The 20,195-nt window shown below is 56.1% G+C and carries 27 protein-coding genes; 16 read left to right on the forward strand and 11 right to left on the reverse strand.

Annotation, left to right across the window (positions count from 1 at the left end):
* Position 1: 1 nt before the first annotated feature.
* The 6 genes from LB552_RS18720 to LB552_RS18745 all read left to right on the forward strand — a co-directional run bounded on the left by LB552_RS18720 (position 2) and on the right by LB552_RS18745 (position 4,275).
* Positions 2-430, forward strand: a complete 429-nt coding sequence (locus tag LB552_RS18720) for an E2/UBC family protein (protein WP_224609139.1) — start codon at positions 2-4, stop codon at positions 428-430.
* Positions 427-1,881, forward strand: coding sequence for a HesA/MoeB/ThiF family protein (locus LB552_RS18725; RefSeq protein ID WP_224609142.1), 1,455 nt, complete (start codon positions 427-429; stop codon positions 1,879-1,881). The genes LB552_RS18720 and LB552_RS18725 overlap by 4 nt, the downstream gene beginning before the upstream one ends.
* A 217-nt stretch (positions 1,882-2,098) precedes the next feature.
* Positions 2,099-2,338 carry a DUF6527 family protein gene (locus tag LB552_RS29895; protein ID WP_411966304.1) on the forward strand — a complete coding sequence of 80 codons (240 nt, stop codon included), beginning with the start codon at positions 2,099-2,101 and terminating at the stop codon, positions 2,336-2,338.
* 103 nt (positions 2,339-2,441) lie between these two features.
* Positions 2,442-3,077: a recombinase family protein gene (locus tag LB552_RS18735; protein ID WP_224609147.1), complete on the forward strand. Its 636-nt coding sequence runs from the start codon at positions 2,442-2,444 to the stop codon at positions 3,075-3,077.
* Positions 3,078-3,184: 107 nt separating this feature from the next.
* Positions 3,185-3,670 carry a hypothetical protein gene (locus LB552_RS18740; protein ID WP_224609150.1) on the forward strand — a complete coding sequence of 162 codons (486 nt, stop codon included), beginning with the start codon at positions 3,185-3,187 and terminating at the stop codon, positions 3,668-3,670.
* On the forward strand, positions 3,670-4,275 hold the full coding sequence (locus tag LB552_RS18745; RefSeq protein WP_224609152.1) for a hypothetical protein: 606 nt from the start codon (positions 3,670-3,672) through the stop codon (positions 4,273-4,275). The genes LB552_RS18740 and LB552_RS18745 overlap by 1 nt, the downstream gene beginning before the upstream one ends.
* Before the next feature lie 17 nt (positions 4,276-4,292).
* Here LB552_RS18745 and LB552_RS18750 read toward each other — a convergent pair whose 3' ends face one another.
* From LB552_RS18750 to LB552_RS18765, 4 genes are all read right to left on the reverse strand, one after another.
* The gene (locus LB552_RS18750; RefSeq protein WP_224609155.1) at positions 4,293-5,414 is read right to left on the reverse strand and encodes a hypothetical protein; all 1,122 of its coding nucleotides are present in this window, start codon (positions 5,412-5,414) and stop codon (positions 4,293-4,295) included.
* 34 nt (positions 5,415-5,448) lie between these two features.
* The gene (locus tag LB552_RS18755; RefSeq protein ID WP_224609157.1) at positions 5,449-6,432 is read right to left on the reverse strand and encodes a HEPN domain-containing protein; all 984 of its coding nucleotides are present in this window, start codon (positions 6,430-6,432) and stop codon (positions 5,449-5,451) included.
* Positions 6,433-6,450: 18 nt separating this feature from the next.
* Positions 6,451-7,137: a thermonuclease family protein gene (locus LB552_RS18760; protein ID WP_224609160.1), complete on the reverse strand. Its 687-nt coding sequence runs from the start codon at positions 7,135-7,137 to the stop codon at positions 6,451-6,453.
* 147 nt (positions 7,138-7,284) lie between these two features.
* Positions 7,285-7,752, reverse strand: coding sequence for a hypothetical protein (locus LB552_RS18765; protein WP_224609162.1), 468 nt, complete (start codon positions 7,750-7,752; stop codon positions 7,285-7,287).
* A gap of 174 nt (positions 7,753-7,926) precedes the next feature.
* On the opposite strand from LB552_RS18765, the gene LB552_RS18770 reads away from it, so the two are divergent.
* Complete coding sequence (locus LB552_RS18770) at positions 7,927-8,259, forward strand: hypothetical protein (RefSeq protein ID WP_224609164.1); 333 nt, start codon at positions 7,927-7,929, stop codon at positions 8,257-8,259.
* A gap of 120 nt (positions 8,260-8,379) precedes the next feature.
* Entirely contained in the window at positions 8,380-8,748 is a 369-nt protein-coding gene (locus LB552_RS18775; protein WP_224609167.1) for a YybH family protein, read from the forward strand.
* A 15-nt stretch (positions 8,749-8,763) separates the two neighbouring features.
* Here LB552_RS18775 and LB552_RS18780 read toward each other — a convergent pair whose 3' ends face one another.
* Positions 8,764-9,204 (reverse strand): MucR family transcriptional regulator, encoded by a 441-nt coding sequence (locus tag LB552_RS18780; RefSeq protein WP_263481686.1) that lies wholly within the window; start codon positions 9,202-9,204, stop codon positions 8,764-8,766.
* Positions 9,205-9,285: 81 nt separating this feature from the next.
* Positions 9,286-10,278, reverse strand: a complete 993-nt coding sequence (locus LB552_RS18785; protein ID WP_224609169.1) for a hypothetical protein — start codon at positions 10,276-10,278, stop codon at positions 9,286-9,288.
* Between the two features lie 212 nt (positions 10,279-10,490).
* Between LB552_RS18785 and LB552_RS18790 the strand changes: the two genes are divergently transcribed.
* The 6 genes from LB552_RS18790 (at position 10,491) to LB552_RS18815 (ending at position 15,943) form a co-directional block, all read left to right on the forward strand.
* Entirely contained in the window at positions 10,491-11,921 is a 1,431-nt protein-coding gene (locus tag LB552_RS18790) for an SIR2 family protein (RefSeq protein WP_224609172.1), read from the forward strand.
* Between the two features lie 4 nt (positions 11,922-11,925).
* A complete protein-coding gene (locus LB552_RS18795; protein ID WP_224609175.1) occupies positions 11,926-12,543 on the forward strand; it encodes a TIR domain-containing protein in 618 nt (205 codons plus the stop codon).
* Between the two features lie 204 nt (positions 12,544-12,747).
* Complete coding sequence (locus LB552_RS18800; RefSeq protein ID WP_224609177.1) at positions 12,748-13,203, forward strand: hypothetical protein; 456 nt, start codon at positions 12,748-12,750, stop codon at positions 13,201-13,203.
* A gap of 23 nt (positions 13,204-13,226) precedes the next feature.
* On the forward strand, positions 13,227-14,474 hold the full coding sequence (locus tag LB552_RS18805; RefSeq protein WP_224609180.1) for an MBL fold metallo-hydrolase: 1,248 nt from the start codon (positions 13,227-13,229) through the stop codon (positions 14,472-14,474).
* Entirely contained in the window at positions 14,475-15,404 is a 930-nt protein-coding gene (locus LB552_RS18810; RefSeq protein WP_224609183.1) for a hypothetical protein, read from the forward strand. It begins immediately after the preceding gene.
* A gap of 284 nt (positions 15,405-15,688) precedes the next feature.
* Positions 15,689-15,943, forward strand: coding sequence for a hypothetical protein (locus tag LB552_RS18815; protein ID WP_224609186.1), 255 nt, complete (start codon positions 15,689-15,691; stop codon positions 15,941-15,943).
* A gap of 45 nt (positions 15,944-15,988) precedes the next feature.
* Here the strand turns inward: LB552_RS18815 and LB552_RS18820 are convergent, their stop codons facing one another.
* Positions 15,989-16,435, reverse strand: coding sequence for a hypothetical protein (locus LB552_RS18820; RefSeq protein WP_224609189.1), 447 nt, complete (start codon positions 16,433-16,435; stop codon positions 15,989-15,991).
* A 438-nt stretch (positions 16,436-16,873) separates the two neighbouring features.
* Between LB552_RS18820 and LB552_RS18825 the strand changes: the two genes are divergently transcribed.
* On the forward strand, positions 16,874-17,185 hold the full coding sequence (locus LB552_RS18825) for an ArsR/SmtB family transcription factor (protein ID WP_224609192.1): 312 nt from the start codon (positions 16,874-16,876) through the stop codon (positions 17,183-17,185).
* A 14-nt stretch (positions 17,186-17,199) separates the two neighbouring features.
* Here the strand turns inward: LB552_RS18825 and LB552_RS18830 are convergent, their stop codons facing one another.
* From LB552_RS18830 to LB552_RS18840, 3 genes are all read right to left on the reverse strand, one after another.
* Positions 17,200-18,372 (reverse strand): hypothetical protein, encoded by a 1,173-nt coding sequence (locus tag LB552_RS18830; protein ID WP_224609195.1) that lies wholly within the window; start codon positions 18,370-18,372, stop codon positions 17,200-17,202.
* Positions 18,373-18,462: 90 nt separating this feature from the next.
* Positions 18,463-19,008, reverse strand: a complete 546-nt coding sequence (locus LB552_RS18835; protein WP_224609198.1) for a hypothetical protein — start codon at positions 19,006-19,008, stop codon at positions 18,463-18,465.
* 10 nt (positions 19,009-19,018) lie between these two features.
* Positions 19,019-19,348, reverse strand: coding sequence for a hypothetical protein (locus LB552_RS18840; RefSeq protein WP_224609201.1), 330 nt, complete (start codon positions 19,346-19,348; stop codon positions 19,019-19,021).
* Positions 19,349-19,453: 105 nt separating this feature from the next.
* Between LB552_RS18840 and LB552_RS18845 the strand changes: the two genes are divergently transcribed.
* Positions 19,454-19,717 (forward strand): helix-turn-helix domain-containing protein, encoded by a 264-nt coding sequence (locus tag LB552_RS18845; RefSeq protein ID WP_224609204.1) that lies wholly within the window; start codon positions 19,454-19,456, stop codon positions 19,715-19,717.
* Between the two features lie 52 nt (positions 19,718-19,769).
* Here the strand turns inward: LB552_RS18845 and LB552_RS18850 are convergent, their stop codons facing one another.
* Positions 19,770-20,141, reverse strand: coding sequence for a hypothetical protein (locus LB552_RS18850; RefSeq protein WP_224609206.1), 372 nt, complete (start codon positions 20,139-20,141; stop codon positions 19,770-19,772).
* Positions 20,142-20,195: the final 54 nt, after the last annotated feature.

Below are 20,195 nucleotides of genomic sequence, written 5' to 3' on the forward strand. Positions count from 1 at the left end.
GATGGCGCTCCTCTTCGATGAAGATTACCAGATAGTCAAAGATTCGGGCCTGGCGTTCACCGAGGACGAGGCGTCACGCTTTTTCATATTTCGCGATTTTCCACTGCCTGAAGGTATCTACACCGCGAACGGGCAGCTGCGAGCGACCGTGGATGTGCTCTACGTCATTCCGCCCGACTACAACACGTCGGGTGGAGATATGTTCTGGGTTCATCCGCAACTCGCACGTGCGGACGGTAAGCCAATTCCAAACATCGGCACAACCGGTCCTAACCAGGATTCGCGTACTCATCTCAGCATCGAGTACACGCGTTGGTCTCGTCACTGGAACGAGCCCGGCGTCAGATGGAAGCCAAAGGTCGACAATATTCGAACCATCATTGACCGCATTACATGGGCGTTCGCATATCCGGATGCGAAGCGCACATGAGCGGACATCGTATCACCCTGCTCGGCACGCAGCACGAATGCTTGAGTGCATGGCTCGATGGTCATCCGGAAGGCCATGAGCGCGGAGCGGTTGTCCTGTTCCGCCGTTTTGAGCGCAATCATGTGGGCCTTCGACCGTCAATCAGATTCGTCTGTGTCGACATCATCGAGATGCAAGACGACTGGGTACTCGACAGCTCGCCGGTGCACCTGCGGATCAATCTTCGCAAGATGCAAGACGTCTACTTTCGTTGTGAGCAGGAGGGCCTCGAACTCGGCTTCGTGCACAATCATCCCGGCGGTTTCCTCGAATTCTCGGAAAAGGACGAGGACAACGAGAAGCGCATCTTGAAGGGTTATGCCGGCTGCAACGGCAACTCTGTTGCACTTGTTGCGCTTCTCTGGGCGGGTGGAAGATGGCGTGCCCGCGTACGGCGGGGTGACACGCCGCAGCAAACAGAAGCGGTACGGCACGTGGCTGTGCTTGGCGCCAACCTGGATATGCATATCTATGGCGAAGAGAGTGCGCCCTCCGAGGTCCTCAAACGTCAGGCGGCGGCTTTTGGCGCACCATTCAATCGCAAGCTCCAGTCGCTGCGTGTGGCTGTTATTGGTGTGGGTGGCACAGGCTCCTCGGTTGCGACATTACTGGCCCGCTCGGGCGTGGGCGAACTCATCTTGATCGACGGCGACGTACTTGAGGTGACCAATCTGAACCGTGTGCGCGGCTATCGCGCCCAGGATGTGAAGCGCAATAAGGCAAAGGCGCTGACCGCCTACCTTCAATCTCTGGAGTTGCCTGGCGTTTCTGTGTCGGCCATTGGCGAGTATCTGGACAAGTCGCCGGATGCCATCGATGCCATCTCAGGTGTAGACGTGATCTTCGGATGCACGGACGACGTTGCAGGGCGCGATCTCCTAAATCAGGCCACCTACTACTACGCCTTGGCATTCATCGATATCGGTCTCACCGGCAAGATCGACACCGGCGCCGACGGAGAGCCGTATCTTCGGGACCATCGCGGGCGAATCAGCTGCATCCTTCCGGAGGACGGCAAATGTCTCCGCTGCCAGAAGGTAGTCACGCAACAGAAGCTCGACTACGAACGTGAACTGAGAGCGCGCCCCGAACTTGCGAAACTCGATAAGGAAACGCTCAAGCAGGAATACTATCTGGTCGGTGGCGGAGAGCTGGCGCCAGGAGTGGGACCGTTTACGAGCGCATCAGCGGACACCGCAGTTGCTACATTGATGGACCTAGTGCGGCCGTTTCGCAAAATCCCAGGCGACCTGCTGAAGGACAATATCTGGTATGACTTCGTTCACATGGTTATCCATAGCAACGCGCACTCGGATGATCCCGATTGCTTCTGCTGCGGTCCTGAAGGACTGAAGCTCAAGCGTGAACGCGGGTACCGGCTCGACATGCCGGCGCTAGGGAAAATCACCTAACATCATGTTCAAGTGGCTCGCAGATAGATTTCGTGCGTTTCTAGGCGGGGTCTCGCGGCAGGAAGCAACCCCTGAGCTTGAGCCTGAAACCAAGAAGGAACCGCCACCATCTATCTATTTCGAAAGCTGCGAGGTCGTTACGAAGACGCCTGCGAATGCCTCCATCGGCGCCCGGCAACTCATAAGCGTCGTCTATCAGGACAAACCTCTCTGGACGATGTTTCGTTGCCCATGCGGCTGCGGCGAGGTGATCTCTCTGCCCATGCAGCCGCCGCACAACCCACGATGGCGCCTGTCACTAAGTGCAACCGGTCGTGCGACCCTTTCGCCCTCGGTGTGGCGCAACAAGGGCTGTATGAGCCACTTTTGGATCAGCGACGGTCGTGTGTACTGGACGCGAGATACAGGAACGGAGCCATGGATGGCTCGACCTGATATGTATTCTAAGCGCGCATAGGCCACCTGAGCTGAGCCTTTGCATGCAGCGGAAGCGTTGTCTTGAAACGCATTTACGAGGAGCCCTTAAAACATAAACCAGCGTTTATGTTTGACGGAGCCCCATGAAATACGTCGGCTATTACCGCGTTTCGACCAAAAAACAGGCCCGATCCGGGCTCGGATTAGAGGCTCAGCAACAGATGGTGCGGCAATTTGCTGGCGCCGATGGCGAGTTGGTCGGAGAATTCGTTGAGGTGGAGTCAGGCAGGAACGATCGACGAATTGAACTGGCAAAAGCGATAAACGCCGCCAAAAAGGCCGGAGCTTCCCTGCTAATCGCCCGTTTGGACCGCTTTTCCAGGCGTGTCAGCTTCATATCCGCGATGATGGAAAAGGGTGTCCGCCTCGTCATCGTCGAGATGCCGAATGCAACGGACTTCCAGCTGCATATTTTCGCGGCGCTGGCTCAGGAAGAGCGCAGGCTCATTTCCGAACGAACGAAGGCTGCACTGGCGCAGGCCAAGCGACGAGGAGTCCAGCTTGGGCAGAATGGCAGTGTTTTGGCGGCCGCAAACAAGGCGAAAGCAGCCAACTTTGCCGCCAGAATTAGCCAGTCTTTGCCGGCCGGCTGGGAAGCGCTGTCATTCTCGGAGCTGGCGCGTAGCCTAAACGCGGCTGGCCTGACCACGATTAATGGCAACCAATTTTACCCTCAAACAGCCAAGAACATCTATCTTGCCCTTTCATGCTCGCGATGAGCGTCGTCGATTCTTTAGACGTAAAAGGCAAAAGCTCCTAAACTTAAGCCGGGGCTCGTCTGCAGCCCAATGACTTGCGATGTGGTGGCTCGAAATGGAGGGGACATGTGGGCAAATGGGGTCCGGTTACTGTTGTTGGCGTTCCACTGGCGATTGCCTCTGTTTTGGTATTCATTGCTGTACCGTCAGAGAATTTCAAAGGGGCATGTAACGAGGCTGCTGCCAGCGATCCCTTTCTGAAGGCTGTCGAACTCCTCGACAGCATCATTCAACTCGGAATTACACTCTCTACGGGCCTAATAGGTCTCGGCGCTGCACTGCTCTTGGGCCTTCAAGGAAGCTTGCGTCCCACACCGTGGACTCTCGCAATACTCGCTGGCTCCATGACATGCCTGGCTCAGGCGATCCTGTACGGCATTTCGTGGAAAGCTGGGATCGCGAACCTGTGGTTTAATAGCTGTTGGGAGAAAATCAACGCCGAGTTCCTTCAATACAGGTATTCGGTCAGCTTCGATTTTTTCATGGCCGGGATCCTTCTGCTGGGACTGTTGGTCGCTCTAATCGCTTTGCAGCGGATCAGGGAGATACAATAATGATCAACACGCTTTGGATGGCGATGATGACCTCCGCCCTGGTGATTGCGACGTTCGCGCCGGCAGCCGCCGAAGAGCTGAGTTATGAGCGCTTGATCTCCGCGTGGGAGAACAAGAGCGGTGAGGTTATTACGCCGGCCGTTCAGAAGGCTGCTCTGCGAGCCACCGCCGAGGATTTTCTAAGCAAAACATCGGGTGCGCGCGTTAGGGAGGAAACGAGGGCCGGGATTGCCGCTGCGATTGGTGCCGCTGGTTTAGTGGCGGTCAGTCCAGACAGCGTCACTGCACGTTGGTCATCAGGAGAAGTCAATCTGAAATGGGATAGTGTCGAAGAGAATGCGGTGGTCGCCAAGGCGCTGCAGCCGGAACTGGTCTCTTTACATTTGGAACAGTTTCCTCGCGTGACCGTGGTGGTTAAGCCCGTCCCTCCAATCGACTACCTGGTCGAAATCAATGGTGAGAATGTCGAGGCAACTGAGAAAGGCTTCTATCGTGTTTCGATTGGGGATGTGGTGGTTCGGGTAACCCGAAAAAGGCACTCAGAATGCCTTTGGAAAGGCACATTGAAGGAAGGCGATCAGCAAGTTGTCAATTGCAAGCTCTAAAAGCCACGCCCCGTAGGCTATAACTGTTTAATGGAGATGATATCTACGTCGGTGAACGTGGGAATCTCGGCGTCGTACCCAGTTGCCGTCGCAGCTTTGTCAAACAGCTCCCCGATTTTGCGATAGTGCTTAGCGATCAAATCCAGCAGGTCGTACTTGGCATCCGTTACCACGATTGGGCGAACATATCTGTAGACACCGATTTCGCTATCCAACGTTCGAGCTGAGCCCGTTCGTTCGTGGAACTTAGCTCCAAATGGCCTTCGATGCATGAATTCGTTGCGCAGCTCTGTGGCTTGCTGCATCCAACCCGAGACCTCAAACTTGGTCGACGGCGATGCCTTGGGCTTGATGTAACCTAGTGTCGTAAACACCGCCAGTATTGGATCTTTGTCCAGATGATCAGAGCGCAGCGAGTCGACTAGCCTAGCTAGGGAGTCAATGCGAGAGTCCATCCCTATCCGCGATGCACATAGGGTTGCGAGGTAATCGCGGGCGCTTCCAAAGTGCATGAGAAACGAATTGACATGGGCAAAAAGATTTTGGTCGAGCGTGGTAGCGACAAGTTCGCCGTTGGTGCTGCCTGCAGCCATGAGATTGACAAGCTGCTCATGATAGTAATCCGCGATAGCCTCGACGCTTAGGTCGATACTGCGCAGCGAAAGGCTGATCGCGCTTGAGAGGCGTTCAGGGTCCGTCCTCGCGTCGACCAAATTGGCGATCGAATCATGGGTGTTTGGTTCTGAATTCGGTGGTTCCGCCGCTGCCCGCAGCCTGTAAAGATTGCCTGCGATACTACTCCAAGTGTCAGCCGGACTAACCGAATGGTCTGTTTTGCCAGGAGTCCACGGCATCCATGTTGAATGGAAAGCACCTCGGGACCATCCGACCTGACTGAAGGCTATGAATGTGAGCCCGTACTGACGCAAGAATCCATGCAACTCTCGCGTGGAAAAATAGCCTTTAATATGAGGAACGCGCCCCTCAAGGATGGGCGCCACATCCCAGCGCTCTCGCTCGTATTGGGTAGCCCTTAACCCTCCGGTGAATATGGAGGAAAACGCGCTTCCATCAGGATTGCGCGGAATTTGGCTGGACCAATCCGTGCAAATAGCGACTTTCGGTGCGGTACGATTCATAGAAAATCTACTGCTCAACGGGCCGATAGTCCTATCAAGGCAGTCCATCGATTTTGGGGTCAAATTCACTATCTGGGAATGGCCCCGGATAGACAACGATACCTCTGAATAGCCGTTTACCCGGCATCTTCTTCAGAGCTGCATCAATAATGGTAAGGGCGCTTCGATATGAGAGAATCGCTTCCGAAACCGATGTGACGACCTCTCCGTACCGAGCCTTGCTTGAGCATGTAGCAGTCGCAATCGTCGAGTCCCTGACCTTGCCCGCGAGTTTCGTCGAGAGTTCGATGAGTTCCTTCAGATCGTGCCCACGTCTTGAGTACGACACCCCCTCGTGCTGGAGCAGCGCCTTGACTGACTTCTCCGCCGCTTGGTGGAAACACCAACGCGCGTGACCGAAAGAAATGCCGTCCATCAGAGCGGCGGCGCCGGCATCAATGTCGACGGAAGCCTCAGCCACAAGGGGCACGCTATGATGCGCCATCATCTCGTTGTAGGTCGTTACGATCAGGCCGTATTGCTTCACCAGATCGACATACAGCGCGGGCGGAATGCTCTCTGCGTAAGCTTGGGTTAGATCCTTGAGGCTTTGTAACAGGTTCATTTTCGGAAACCTGTCCTTCACAAGAGAGCTATATTTGAAGGTTAGGCGCTGCGGATTAACCTCAACATTCACCTGTCCGTAGATGATGGAAACCGACAGGCTGAAAAGGTCGCCATCGATGTCGATAACTCCGGCTGATGGCGCATAGACGATGTTCAACTTCTTCCCGTAGCGCCGATCGAACCAGGCGAAGATGTGAGCTGAAAGCGCGTCGTAGGAGAGATCGTCCGGGCTTGGATTTCTGATCGGAGAAGGCATCCGCAGCCCCAACCCTCTTCGCGAGGAAAAGGTTTGCCATCCGCGGATGTCGCGTCCGGTAAATTTCACACCCGCCTTGCGCATCTCCTCGTCGATCAAGGCTAACTCGGCATGCAGATCAGCTAGCGATTGAACAGGAGGCTTATCGGCGGCCATGCAGACAGCTCCGTCCCTTTAGCACAGCGTCTCGCAGGCCACGCCGTCGCCGTCCCGATCCAGCTTACCGCCCCACGAGCAGTTGTGCAGATACCATTGGGCTTCGTCGCACGAACTGATTTGCCTGCAGTACCGTCGCGGCTCACACGAATAGCCGCTCTGTGCGACCAGCTTTCGGCTGATGATGCCGAGCGGCTGGCTTGATGGGGTCGCGCCATCAGCGTGTGACGAACGCCAATCCCATGGCGCCTGGAAGTTACCAACCCACATCCCGACCTTCGCAGCCTGCGCCTTTGCCTGTTGCTGGGCGTACGCGCCATTGCTGTAGCGCGGCCAATCGAGCGCCTGGCCGTGCTCGACCATCCAGGCCGCCACACTGACGCCGTCGGCGCGCCGGCAGTCGCCGACAAAGCGGTGATAGCGATCCCATGTCACGAATGTGCACTGCACCGGCCCTGAGGCCGCCAGGAAGCTGTCGAGGGCATTGGCTGAGCGCCGGCCGCATGGATATTCGAAGCCCTTGGCGTCGTCGCAGTATTGCTTGCTCTCTGGCGCGTCGATGCCATTGAACCGGATGCGCTGACCGTGCACCTCGATCGTGTCCCCGTCGATGACGGAGGCGACGCCAGTAATCGGCTCCGGTTTGGGCGCTAGCAAGTATGGGGCCGTGATCTCTTGCAAGCTTTCGTTGTGCTTCAGTACCATCTCAGTTGCGAAGGCACAGGCTGCGGCAACAGTCACGAAGAGCAGCCGGCGAGGCACACTGGCCCATCGCAGTGCACGTGAGCGTTTTGCGCCGGTGCGCTTGCGCCATTGATCAGAACGGTTGTCGTGCCGAGACCTGTCCATCGCTTAAGCAGACCATCCGGGCCAGGTGCTGTCGATCATCGGCATGCCGGCGCAATAGTAGTCGTAGACGAATTGGCCGGTCGCCACGTCCCGGCAACGCCATATCAGGCTATAGTTCGGGCCGTAAAACTGATCCCATGCCACGCCGTAGGCCTGTGGTCGTGGGACATAATAGCCTCCGCCGCCGTTCTTTGCTGCCGCGCCTGCGGCCACGGCTAGTCCTCCCACGGCAATGCCAGTCGCGACGGCGTTGTCTGTCCGTATCAGCCTGAGGCATTTTTCGGCCGTTGCACCGCGCCGAACCAGAAGCGCCGTAACTCGACTTCGATACTGCTCGTCTGTGCTGCTCGCGAGGGCATGACAAAGCGCGTTCGTGTCCAGCGCGGCCAGTTGGCCATCCGAAATATTTGTGTTTGTTGAACATCCGGCCAGGAACAAAGCCGTGCTCAAAATAATCGCCAACGCCTTCAATGATTGATCCCCCCGGTAAATACTGGGGGTATTTCACGGCGCATGTCTACAACTTTGTTGAGGCGACTCGTGAGATGGCGCTACAGCTCGCCAATTTGCAAGCTGGCATCGTCGGCCCTCGCGTTCTATAGGCCAGCTAGGACTGAGTCACTTCGGAAGGAACCCTATCGAGATATGATCCGCAGAATGTTTTTTGCCGCCGCTCTTGCTCTTGCCTCGCCTGCGGTCGCCTCAGACGAATTGACGTTAGATTTTTCGACACCGTCGACCGCCATCCTCTCGGAATCGCTCATTAAGGTGTCGCTCACGAATCCCGACACGCGCATGGCCTTCATTGGCGCCATGAACATGATGCGCGACTACTACGGTGTCGACCAGATGTCGGAAGCTGACGGCTATCGAATGCTCGGGCACATTCTCAACGGCAAAACCGCAAGTCAAGTCATCGACATGGCACGCCAAATACCAACGGACTTCAGCAAATTCATCGAGGGCGATGAGGATTAGAGTGCGGCAGAGCGGAACCAAGACTCCATGCGGTGATCTGGCGAGACGAGCGCAGGTCCGATGGGCCTAGTCCGTATTATGAGATGTTGCTAAAATGTCCTCATACGGCAAGGAGAAACCATGTCGACCTTCGATGACCTCCAGGGGATCTGGGACATGTATGTCGAGGCGTATCGATCAGGAGATGCCGCCGGCTGCGCTGCCGTCTTCACCGACGATGGAGAAGTGCATTCACCTTACGGGCCTCCAGCACGCGGCCGAGCGGCGATAGAGGCGTTGCACGGCATTTGGGTTCAGCATGCCGGGCCCAACAAGACCCTTCAGGTGATCGAAGCGGGCAGCTCGGAAAACATTGCCTGGACACTGGCCGCTTACTCGGAAGGGGAGGCAGTCGGCAACGGCACGTCACTGAGTGTCTTTGAGCGTCAGGCGGGCGGAGGCTGGTTGATCCGGATGTGCAGTCTCAATAGTACTGACGCTGTCGGTTAACGCTCCGCAATTCCGTTAGCTGCCCTTCCGCTTCGCGGTCGCCTTCTTCACCGGCTTGGCGACGGCCTTCCGGCCGAGTCCGCTCGACTTCGCCAGTGCCGATCGCTGAGCAGCGTAGTTCGGCGCAACCATCGGATAGTCGCGCGCTAGGCCCCACTTCTCGCGATATTCTTCCGGTGTGAGATTGTAATGCGTTGTGAGGTGGCGCTTCAGCGATTTGAACTTCTTCCCGTCCTCGAGACAAATGACATAGTCGGGGAACACAGATCGCTTCGGATTGACGGCCGGAGTCTGGGCCGGCTTCTCCGGCTCGGCGGGCTGGCCAATTCTCGAAAGCGACGAATTCACGCTCTGGATCAGTTCCGGTAATGAGGCTACCGGCACTGCGTTGTTGCCGACGTAAGCAGAAACGATATCGGCGGTTAACTCGATCAGGCTGGTCGTTTCGTCGGCCAAGATGAATCTCCTTTTGGAAGCCCCTCACCGTCGTAGCTTTTGACAATCATCTAATCAACAACGGAAGTAGCTGTCGGAGATTCATCTCGCACATATCCACTCAAGCATCCCAGCTCCTCCGTTGCCGACAAAGACGTTCGGAACACCGGCCAGCACTTCACCAATCTGGTTGATCGTAGCTGGGGAAACTCGTGAATTCTTCGGACCGGAGCGCTCGGCCAAAATCCACCCTGTAGGGCCACATCTACAGAATCCGAGAAGCGTCGGGTGATCGCCGTTCCAGCGGTAGAAGTAACGCTGACCGGATTGGACCGATGCGAGGGCGTATGCGAGTTCCTCACCGCCCTTCAGGCAGTTACCGAATTCCTCCCCCGTTTTCCGCAGCTGCTCTGCCGTGGTGATCGGGATCAGCCCGCCAATTTGCTCGAATGGTGGTTCCGGAAAGGACGCCAAGCTGAACAGATTGGCCAGGATGGACGCCGGTTGGCGGCCCTGAACAATGCACCGAACCAGTTGCTGCTCGCCGTGCATCGGTGCCAGCCTTGAGAACACCCACAGCAGCTCAGCCATTGCCTGGGCGGACATCCTGCACTTCAGCAGCGCGCGGATCACTCGGTCCGGCACTGGCAGGCTAGTGGCTGAAGCCAGCGCAACAAGCTCATCATCGGGAATCTTTGCTGATTGGCAGACGTGGTTTGCCAGCGATCCACCGGCAAAGAGCACTTCATGTAGGGCGACATAGGCATATTTCGGCCTAGCATGTGGTCCGAATTTGCCGAGTGTCGAAACCATGCCAGCGGGGCAGGAGCCGAATGCGTCGGTGAGAATCTGCCGTGATTTAGCGAACGTCAGGAACCGATAGGTTTCGGCGACATCGCGAATGTGCGCACCATGTACGGCTAGCCACGCATGCCAGGTGTGTCGCCGGCTATCCGAGGCGAGCAGATATTCGCAGACGTGATCATTCTGCCAAATCGACAGAACTTGAGTACTGTCTTGTCGCGCCAGCAACGCAACTATTGACTTCTCCGGCCCATTACTGCCGAGCGCCGAACTGATTCGATTGTGTTGCATGGCGGCTATCTCCTGATAGCCCGTTTTCCTCCCGACAGTCCGCATGGGCAACGGATTATGAGCGACCCGGACACCAGAAGATAATCTACCTCTGCATAACGTGCCGACCGAGGTTGAATATCCGCCTCTGCACATCCATCTTTTGCACGGGGACGGGGCTGATACTTCCTATTGCCAGACCGTGCGACCACCAGCGAGAGCAGAGTCGATCGATGCGGGATGACATAAAGGGATTTATTGGCAGCTTTCTTGCAGAAATCGAAGCAGGCAACGCAGCAATCTTCGCTGGGGCTGGACTATCCGCTCCTGCTGGCTTTGTGGACTGGGCCAATCTGGTCCGACCGCTCGCCGAAGAACTCCGCCTCGATGTTGAGAAAGAGTTCGATCTCGTAGCAGTCGCGCAATTTCACGTGAACGCAAACCATCAGAATCGGCATGCCCTCCATACGGCCATAGTAAACGCCTTCTCGGCGGATAACCCACCGACCGCCAATCATCGGTTATTAGCCAAGCTCCCAATTACGACCTACTGGACAACCAACTACGACAAACTGATCGAGACTGCGTTGAAGGACGCGGGCAAGATCGTTGATGTCAAATGGGCCGTGCCGCAGTTAGCGAACACACAGCCGCGGCGCGATGCCATCGTCTACAAGATGCATGGGGATGTTGACCGGCCGGACAAGGCAGTTGCGACGCGCGATGATTACGAGCGTTACGCAGGCGAGCGCGGGGCGTTCATTAATGCGCTAGCCGGCGACCTTGTGTCGAAATCGTTCCTGTTCGTGGGGTTCAGTTTTACGGACCCGAACCTTGAACAGGTGCTGGCACGAGTGCGGATCACGTTCCAAACTAACCAACGTCGTCACTACGCCATCTTTCGGAACCGGACCCGCCGCGACGGTGAGAGCGAGGTCGAGTTTGAATACGGAAAAATTCGCCAAGCGCTTGTTCTCGAAGATCTGAAGCGGTTCAACATTCGCCCATTACTGGTCGACGAGTATAGAGAAATTACTCACATCTTAGTTGAGATTGAACGGCAATACCGCAGCCGGACGATCTTCGTCTCGTCAAGCGCAAGCGATTTCACACCGTGGGGCGAACAAGCGGTCGCGGGCTTTATGCGCACTCTCGGCTCGGCATTAATCTCGGCCAAGTTCCGAATTGCGACCGGCATCGGCCTTGGCGTTGGCAATGCCCTGTTTACCGGCGCGCTTGAAGCGATTTACGCAGACCGCCAGGGGCATCTCGAAGATCGAATGCTGATGCGCCCCTTTCCGCAATACATCGCCGACGAGGCGAAACGGAAGGAAGTGTGGGAAGCCTACCGCCAGGACATAATATCGTCCGCAGGCATCGCACTGTTCCTGTTCGGCAACAAGAAGGCTGGCGATGACACGGTCATCGCTGACGGGATGATCCGTGAGTTCGAAATCGCTCGGCAACTCGGCGTAACCTGTATTCCAGTGGGCGCCACCGGCTATGCCGCCGCTGAACTAGCCGATCGTTTGATCGATGATGGCGCTGACGGAGACGGAGTTCCGCTCGATGCGCTGAAGGAATTGCGCAACTCGCGTGAGAATCTCAATGAACTGATCGACCCAATCCTGAAACTCGCTGCCGTCGCACGGAAAATAAGGTAACCCGATGCATAAAGTCTTTATTAGCTATCATCACGCCAACGACCAGTGGGCGAAGAACCAACTGCAGCAATGGGCCTACCAGTATGGCCTATTTCTCGACGTTTCCGTTGATACGAACAACGTCAACGATACGCTTCCAACAGAAAGCATTCGCAGGATTATCCGAGATGACTATCTACGGGATTCAAGCGTGACCATCGTCCTGGTTGGCACGGAAACTAGGGGAAGGAAGCACGTCGATTGGGAGATCTATTCCAGCATGTATAACGGCACGGTCAACAAGCAATCCGGCGTTCTTGTTATCCAGCTTCCGTCCATAAGCCCTTTGTATTGGACGGCGGCACATGAAGTGGAAAAGGCTCAGATCTATCCTGATTGCACTTCCTGGACCAACGTTGATGACCGATCGGAATATGAACGGCGCTATCCCTATCTTCCCTCTCGCATCATCGACAACTTAATGGCGCCAAAGGCCCAGGTTTCAGTAACTACCTGGGATCGAATCGCCGGAAATCTGAACAACCTCGTGACGATGATTGACGCGGCCTATGACGACCGGGCGCTTTGTCAATACGACCTTTCGCGGCCGATGCGCTCAAACAATGCTCCAGCATTCATCTAAGTAAGTCGCCGTTATCGATTGCGGCCGTTCGCGCGGACCGTCCTTTCCCTCTTCCCTGAAGGCGTGATGCCTGTTGCTCTTGAGCAACTAGGCCGTCTTTTTGTCGGGAGGGTGTAAATATCTCGAAGCCTGAAGCGTATAGCTTCCGGTGGTCGATCTGTCGCAAACGAGCACCGAAGGCTGGACCGTTCGTGGAGACTGAGCGTGACCAAGATCGAAGGTATCATGAATGGCGTGGTCCCCGGGGCGGCCGGCGGCAAGATCGGGTTTTTCTGGGTTGTCAGAGGCCAAGCTGGCACAGCTGCAATCTTGGCGCAGGCGATTGATCTTGCAGAGGGCGAGATTTACGGACCTTCTATCGTCCACCCTGGCGGGCATTTCGATTTCTGGTCAACGATGCAAAGTCTCGGTCCGAAATGGCTCAGTGTTCAAAAGCTAAGCGTCGAGCTGCTTTCGACGGAATACGAAGACTGGCCTCGTGGACGAGTCTCCTTTTCTCTGGAGTCCAATCGCTTCATTCTGTTCGTCGATCCGCGACTGCGTAATTCGTCGCAAATAGCAATGATCCGGAAGAGATTCTGCGTCCCGGAGAACCTTTTCGACGTTCGCAGTGACAGCCACTACCAGCCGGTCAGGTCGAAACTGCTGGAACAGTGGTGAGGGTCGGTTCGAACGGGGGCGGAATGAAGCTTTGTATCCATCGTGGCAGTAAAGAAATCGGAGGCAGTTGCGTAGAACTGGAGCAGGACGGCTATCGAATCCTACTCGATCTCGGCCTTCCGTTGGACCTTGAGTTCGAAGACGCCGCGCTGCCCTCAGTCAAAGGGTTGCAGGAGCCCGATCCAACCATGCTTGGGATCGTCCTCAGTCATGGGCACCGTGACCACTGGGGCCTGCTCCCGAAAGTCAAACAGCCAATCGATGTCTATCTTGGTCGGAGGACGCTTGCAATCATGCGCGCCGCAGCTCCGTTCATTCCAGACGGCTATGCGCCCGATCCGGCAGTAGCCTACGAACATCGAAAGCCCTTCAGCCTGGGTCCGTTTCGAGTGAGCCCGTATCTGATGGATCATTCAGGCTTCGATGCCTACAGTCTTCTCATCGAGGCAGGGGGCAAACGGCTCTTCTATACCGGGGACGTGCGCGCTCATGGACGCAAGGCGAAGCTCTTTGAGCGGCTTATTGCGCAGCCACCCGAGTCGATAGACGTCATGCTGATGGAGGGATCGAGCCTGAGCAGGCTTGACGACGAAGGTCGGTTTGAGACCGAGGCAGAAATAGAGCAAAGGCTGGTCGACGCTGCCAGCCGCACACCGGGTATGTTGCTGGTCGCCTGTTCGGTGCAGAACATTGACCGTGTCGTCAGCGTCTATAGAGCCGCCAGACGATCAGGACGACAGTTGATCGTGGATGCCTACGGCGCGGAAGTCCTCAAGGCGACCGAAACTCCCTCGATTCCAAAACCGGCCGACGATTGGCAGGACGTGAAAGTCTACATTCCGCAAGCACAGCGGCGCATGCTGGTTCGGAACGGGATTGCGCCAATCGTCGAAGCCTACAAAGGTCGTCGCATTTTTCCCGAGAGGTTGCCTGACGAGACCGGAAAATCGGTAATGATCGTGCGTCCCTGGATGTTGAGCGACCTGCATCTGGTGGGTGCTCACACCGGCGCTCGGGCGATCTGGTCACAATGGGAAGGCTATCTAGCCAGGGAAGCCGGGCTCAAGTTCAGCGCGAAATGCAGGGAGTTCGGCATACCGACCGAGACAATCCATACGTCTGGCCACGCCGACGTTTACTCCCTCAAAAGGCTTGCTGCTGCCATTAGTCCGAAACGGCTAATTCCGATCCACACTTTCTTCCCCGATCGGTTCGGGAGTTTGTTTGTCAATGTCACACCAACAGAAGATGGCCGGTGGGAGGCGATTTGAATGAGAGCGATCTGCGAGGAATTTCTTCACGACCTGAAGAGCGGGATGCTTTGCCACCTAACAAAGCGGGTGCGCGAGGACGACACCCTCATGCTCGCGTTGAGGGGGACGTCGATTAAGATTTATTACCGAGGCGGCAATCTCATGAAGATCGAGCAGAAACTCGGAGGCTACCGCGCGGAGTTCGACAAAAATTACGCCGGAAAAAGTGCACCGGCTGAGCAGATCGAACTGCTCGGCACATTGCCTACATGCCTCGGAACAGAGGCTGACTGCCAGATTTGGCTGAAGTCATTTCCGCATCTCAAGGAGATCATGAACCGCCACCACGCCGAATATCCGAAATTGGAACGTGAATTCCAGCAGCTTGTCGCATGGGAAAACAACCGTTCGAGAAACGCAAACGAGACCGAGTATTTCATCACGGACATTGAGTATGCAGGAGACGCACGCTCTGGTCGCTTCGACATGGTCGGCCTCAGATGGCCGGCTTCGGGCAGAAGGACAGGACAATGCACGCCGGTCTTTATAGAAATGAAGTACGGCGATGGCGCCTTAGGCGGAACAGCTGGATTGCATAAACACCTTGCAGATCTGAGCGGGGCTCTTTGCAACCAAAAAAGCCGTACTGACTTAAATGAAATGATAGAGCAACAATTCCGTCAACTTGATCAACTCGGTTTGCTTAGGTTCAACAGAAGCACCACATTTAGTGGTGTCAAGGTGTCTGGGACACCGGAGGTGATAATTCTTCTCGCAAACACAAATCCACGTAGCAAAAAACTTCGCACAATAGTTAGTTCCATCGATCAGCCCACGGAGTTCGAGTTGGGCTTTTTTGTTGCGAGATTCGCCGGCTATGGCCTTCACAAGGACTGCGTCGTTGGCTTGGCAGAGTTCCGAGCGCTTTTAGATCGGGCCAAGCTCTAACAATCTCGTTGGATCGTCACCCTGTCTCGGCTGAAATTCTACGCCCAGCTATCCCCGTCAAGGTTTCAATCCAATTCGGCTGTGAGGCTGCCGTCGGACCATCGATAACCTTTTTCCCCTGACCCTTCCCCGCGCCATTCCAGCGGAATCGTTGAGGCCGCGCAAACGAACTCAACACGATGTTTCGTTTTGTCGTCTGGAGAAATAGTTGGCCTCCAATCCACGATACGACCCTGCCAGTACGATGGCGTGCCCTTCTCCGTGTGCAAAGCGACGATAGCTCCATGACGAGAAGCTATTCGAGCGTGCTTCTCTGCGACAACCCATTTGCCGGTCGAAAAGCGCCCATCTTCCTCCTGGCGCAAGTTCTCTCCATCCCTGCAAACGAAATGAAATTCGGTGACGAACTTGTCGCCAGCTTGTTTTATGGCCGAAATGTCGGCAAGCGTCTCATCACAAAGACGCGCTATGTCTGCCCGGCCCTGCCTCAGCGCACTAACTTTGATCTGCTTGATCGCCGCTGGCTCCTTGGCCGATAGGAGTTCCTTCGAATATTCAACAACCGCCGCACTTCTCCTTGCTCTTCATCCCTTGATAGTAATTTCGACCTTGTCGGGCGAAACACCAAACATTGCGGCAAGACCTTCTTTGGCCTGCTTGATACTTAGCGGCCCGACCTTGGGATCGGATGCTGTCGGAAGCAGCTCCACATCGCCGGTCCCCCAAGCGAGGTGGCCTGCCCGAGAATTGGCGCCGTCTGAAAGGGCCACCGTCTTTCGCCAAAGCGCTTCGTCCTTGAAGCCAGAACCAGTCTGCCGCCAACCGGCCTCCGGTTCGGGATTTACCCATGACGGTATGTGTCCCATGTTATGGTCGGTCAGCGCCTTAAAGTTTTTGTCAAATGCTCTCCGGATGGTGGCCCGCTCGAACATGCTGATCGCCACCTTGGAGGGATCGCCTGCCAATGGGTGCGCATGGATAACACGGTCCACTTCGTCGAGTACCTTGTAGGTGCCGTCTGTATCGCGCACGAACGATATTCGGCCACTAGTGGATGTCTTGATGGCGCAAGTGAACACCTCGCCGTTTCTCGAAACCCGAATGCGAGACAAGTCCCGAGACCCTTTTCCACCAGGCTCCGAGCTTACCGTAAAACCCTCACTTTCCAACAACGAGGTGACCGCCTTTCTAACTTCCCTATCGTTTTTCATCGATGAATCTGTTCCGAAAATGATGAGTAAGTATAGGTAAGTTAGCACGCTTTGAAGGTAAGTTCAAGAGAGGTCGAGAAAGCTAAGCGGATGTGCTCGGCAGATCGGGCCTCTCTCGGCAGCTGACGAATGAGGTAGTTCGGATTTTCGAGCTCTCGAAGCGGCGACCTGACCGAAATCGGGTTTCGAGCCGCCGTTGTCGACATCCGCTTGCTTGAGGATAGCGCCGCCCATCGGACGAACTGATGGAGAACGGCAATGGACGCTCGCGTAATCAAGGCCCTGGCTTGCGAAAGCAGGCTCAAGATCCTCGATTTTCTCAACTGGCCCGAGCTGTATTTTCCCGATGTTCCCAACGCTCGACAGACCGGCCTGACCAACAAGCTGATCTGCGGCCGTCTCTGCATCACGCAAGAGTCGGTCAGCCTGCACATGCGCCGGCTGTTAGAGGCCGAGCTGGTCTCCGCTACGAAGGTCGGGACGCGGGTTTTCTATAAGCGAAATGAGCCGGGAATTGACCAAGCAATCTCATCACTGTGCGAACTTCTGCACGGCAGAACCCGTCAGTAGGCGGTCGGTTTCGGCTATTGACAGCACACCTTGCGAACGTAGGTATTGCCGAACGTCGAATAGGCGTCGTCTGGGATTGCGCCTCTCGCCTTCATCTCCCCGACAAGACCCTTGGCCATCGGCTCGTCGTATGTGTCACTTAGCGTGATAGCAAACCACCCATTGTTGGCAAGATAGGCTGAGAGGGGGATCGATGCGGAGCGCACATAGGCCTCGGCTTCGGCATAGTTATCGAAGCTCTTGACTTGGATATGACGCCGCCCAAATGGCCCGCCGTCGTACTGATCGACATGAATCCAAGTGTCGTGCATGTAGCCGATCTTGTTTCCGACCTGGACGCGATACCAACGACCGGCATTGCCGATGATCGAGACTGCGATTCCGTTTCTCAGCACAGCCACATTGGTTGACCTCGGTTCTGGCAGTGCCTTTAGCGGCGCAGACCCCCTGGGATGACCGACACGGCCCGAACGGGCATCGGGAATTGAGAGCGATGGACTTGCAGTTGGTGGAGGTTGGGAGGCAACGGTCGGAGGTGCCGGCTCAGGCGGAGGTGGGGTGTAGGATGGCGCCTGACTCGCCACGACCGGTCGGTCACCGCCAGGCGAGGAGGTAACGACCCGGTACTTCAGCATCTCGCTCATTGACAGATAGCGAATGTCGTTGCTGTCATACTGTAGCGAAAGCTGCAGTAGCGCAGGATCAACGCCCATTTCGATCATGTATGTGATGACGTCGGCGGTGATCTGCTGAACGGCGGAAACCGCATCTTGCGTGCTTAGAGCAACATCGCCTTGGAACGACGATTTATGGACGCCTATTGATCCGGGATCAGCATAACGCAGCACACCACCCAGGAACGCCAGGGAGCAAGCCGAAGCACACTCGCCGGCCCTGAACTGGATCGTGCTGAGGCCCAGTCTGCGGATAAGCCGGCCGAGCTCAATCGCCTTGTAGATGTTTCCGCCAGGGGATTTGAAAGTGACAGCGACTGCCCCGTTGGCCCGGACGAGGTTTTCGAAAGCAGACAGGTCTTCTTGGAAAGCGAAGTCGCCCGAGACTACCACGTAATGGAACCCGCCCGTGACTTCCCCAGCTTCGAATTGCAAGCCGGCGCGGGCTGCTGGGGGACCCAGCAAAGCCGATACAACAATCAACAGTACACGGAAGATAGAAACGCGAAACATAGCCCCAACACCCCGGCCATATCTCTAACGCGAACAGCGAATGTCTGTCGATTCAATGTTGGGAAATTAGTGAACGTAGCGCGGGCTGGCCTAGAACTTCAGACCCTTACCCGAACCCGGTTTGATTTCGACCACGACCTCCAACTTCCAGTTGGCGCAGCTCTGCTCGATCCGGAACTGTTCACCTTCCGACGTCTTACCTTTAAACCGAAACGGCTCCGCGTCCTTGCACATTGGGTCGGAGATCACCTCCATCTCGGCAGGACCGCCGAACTTATTGACGAATTCCTGGGTAACCGTACGCAGGCCCATCCCCTCGCCGCCGAAGAAGCATTCTCCGAACACCATCGACTGGATCTTCTGATCGCCATTGAACGTGATCCATCCGCACGCGTTGTCACCGTCCTTGAGCGTTGCCTGCTTACCGTTACCTTCGGGATCAAACACAGGAGACCCCCACTTCACGGTCAGCCCCTCCTCCTTCGCGTTCTTATCGACCTGGTCAGGACTGTCTGAAACCGTGAACCCACGAAAGCTGCTATCCGCGAATGCTGAACCCGTCATGGCGACGGCCATTGCGGCCGCGACGATGTGGGGGAGGTGACGACTGAAGGCCTTGAGGAACCGATTTCTCATCCGTCGGCCCTCAATAGTAGTACCGCTTGTTTCGGAACAGATACATCAGAATGTAGACTGGTAGCCAAAGCCCACCGGACAGGATCACCAGCAGGATGTGAATCCAGTGCGGGAACCGCTTTACCGGACCGCCAAACCCCGATGCAGCCGCGGCTGCAGCCCCGCCGCCGGCATTCATGAAAACCTGCGGGCTGTTTCGCTGGCTTTTTAGAAGCTCGATTTCTCGCATCTGAGGGTCAAGGATTTCCCCACAGTGCTTGCATTTCTTGGATTTCGGATTGATCGGCTCCGAGCAATACGGGCAGTCGATCGTAGCGGCCGGCGAAGCAGTCTCGTCCATCATTCCCCCAACAAGTCTGATACCCTGAGAAGCCAAGCTCCTCACCCATAATCATGGTCTTATATTACGTGGTTTCCGGCAAGGGCAACTGATTGCTTCCTGAAAATGGAAGTGCAGTTACTTGTCGCTTGGAATCTTCGGCGGTTGAGGGTTGAACGGGGCATCTCGCAGGATGACCTGGCTCTCACGGCGGGCGTTGAGCGTGCCTATGTCGGGTATCTGGAGCGCGGCGCGCGTAATCCGACCATCATAACTTTAGAAAAGATCGCGACCGCTCTCGAAGTTCACATCGCACAGCTATTCCGCGAGCCTGATCCCGGCGAACAGGAGCCGGCGATCTTGAAGGCAGGTCGAAAAAAGAAGGCGTAGCAAAGGCCTGTCCCGGCGTTTCCAGCGGGACAGGTCCTTTTCCGAATTGCGTTCAACGGCCCTTCTTGAACCGGGCCCGCACCTGTTCCGACACAGCCGTCAACTGGCTGTCGAACGTCCCGTCGATCGCGGCTTCCCTGGCTTTCTTCAGCGCATCGATCACGCCAGTCATGTCACTGCATGCTATCGCATGCTTGCCTTTGGCAAGCTCCAGAGGAACCTTGCCATACTTGATTGCGAGCGTCGGCTTGCCATCCAGATCGATGGTCCACCAGCGACCACGGAACTTCCGGCTGACGTTTTCCGGTTCAGCCATATAAAGCTGATGGTCGATCTGCATGATCAGCCTTTGCCGACGCTTGGATGCCGGATCAGACGGTGCCTGCTTAGGGGCTGCTACCAGTTTCAGTCCTTCGAATGCCATTTGCGATCTCCTTCCGTTGATGATCGACAACGGCGTCCGGTCAGATCGCTGAGA

Source organism: Mesorhizobium sp. CA7 (assembly GCF_020165015.1).
In the GTDB taxonomy this organism is placed as follows: Bacteria; Pseudomonadota; Alphaproteobacteria; order Rhizobiales; family Rhizobiaceae; genus Mesorhizobium.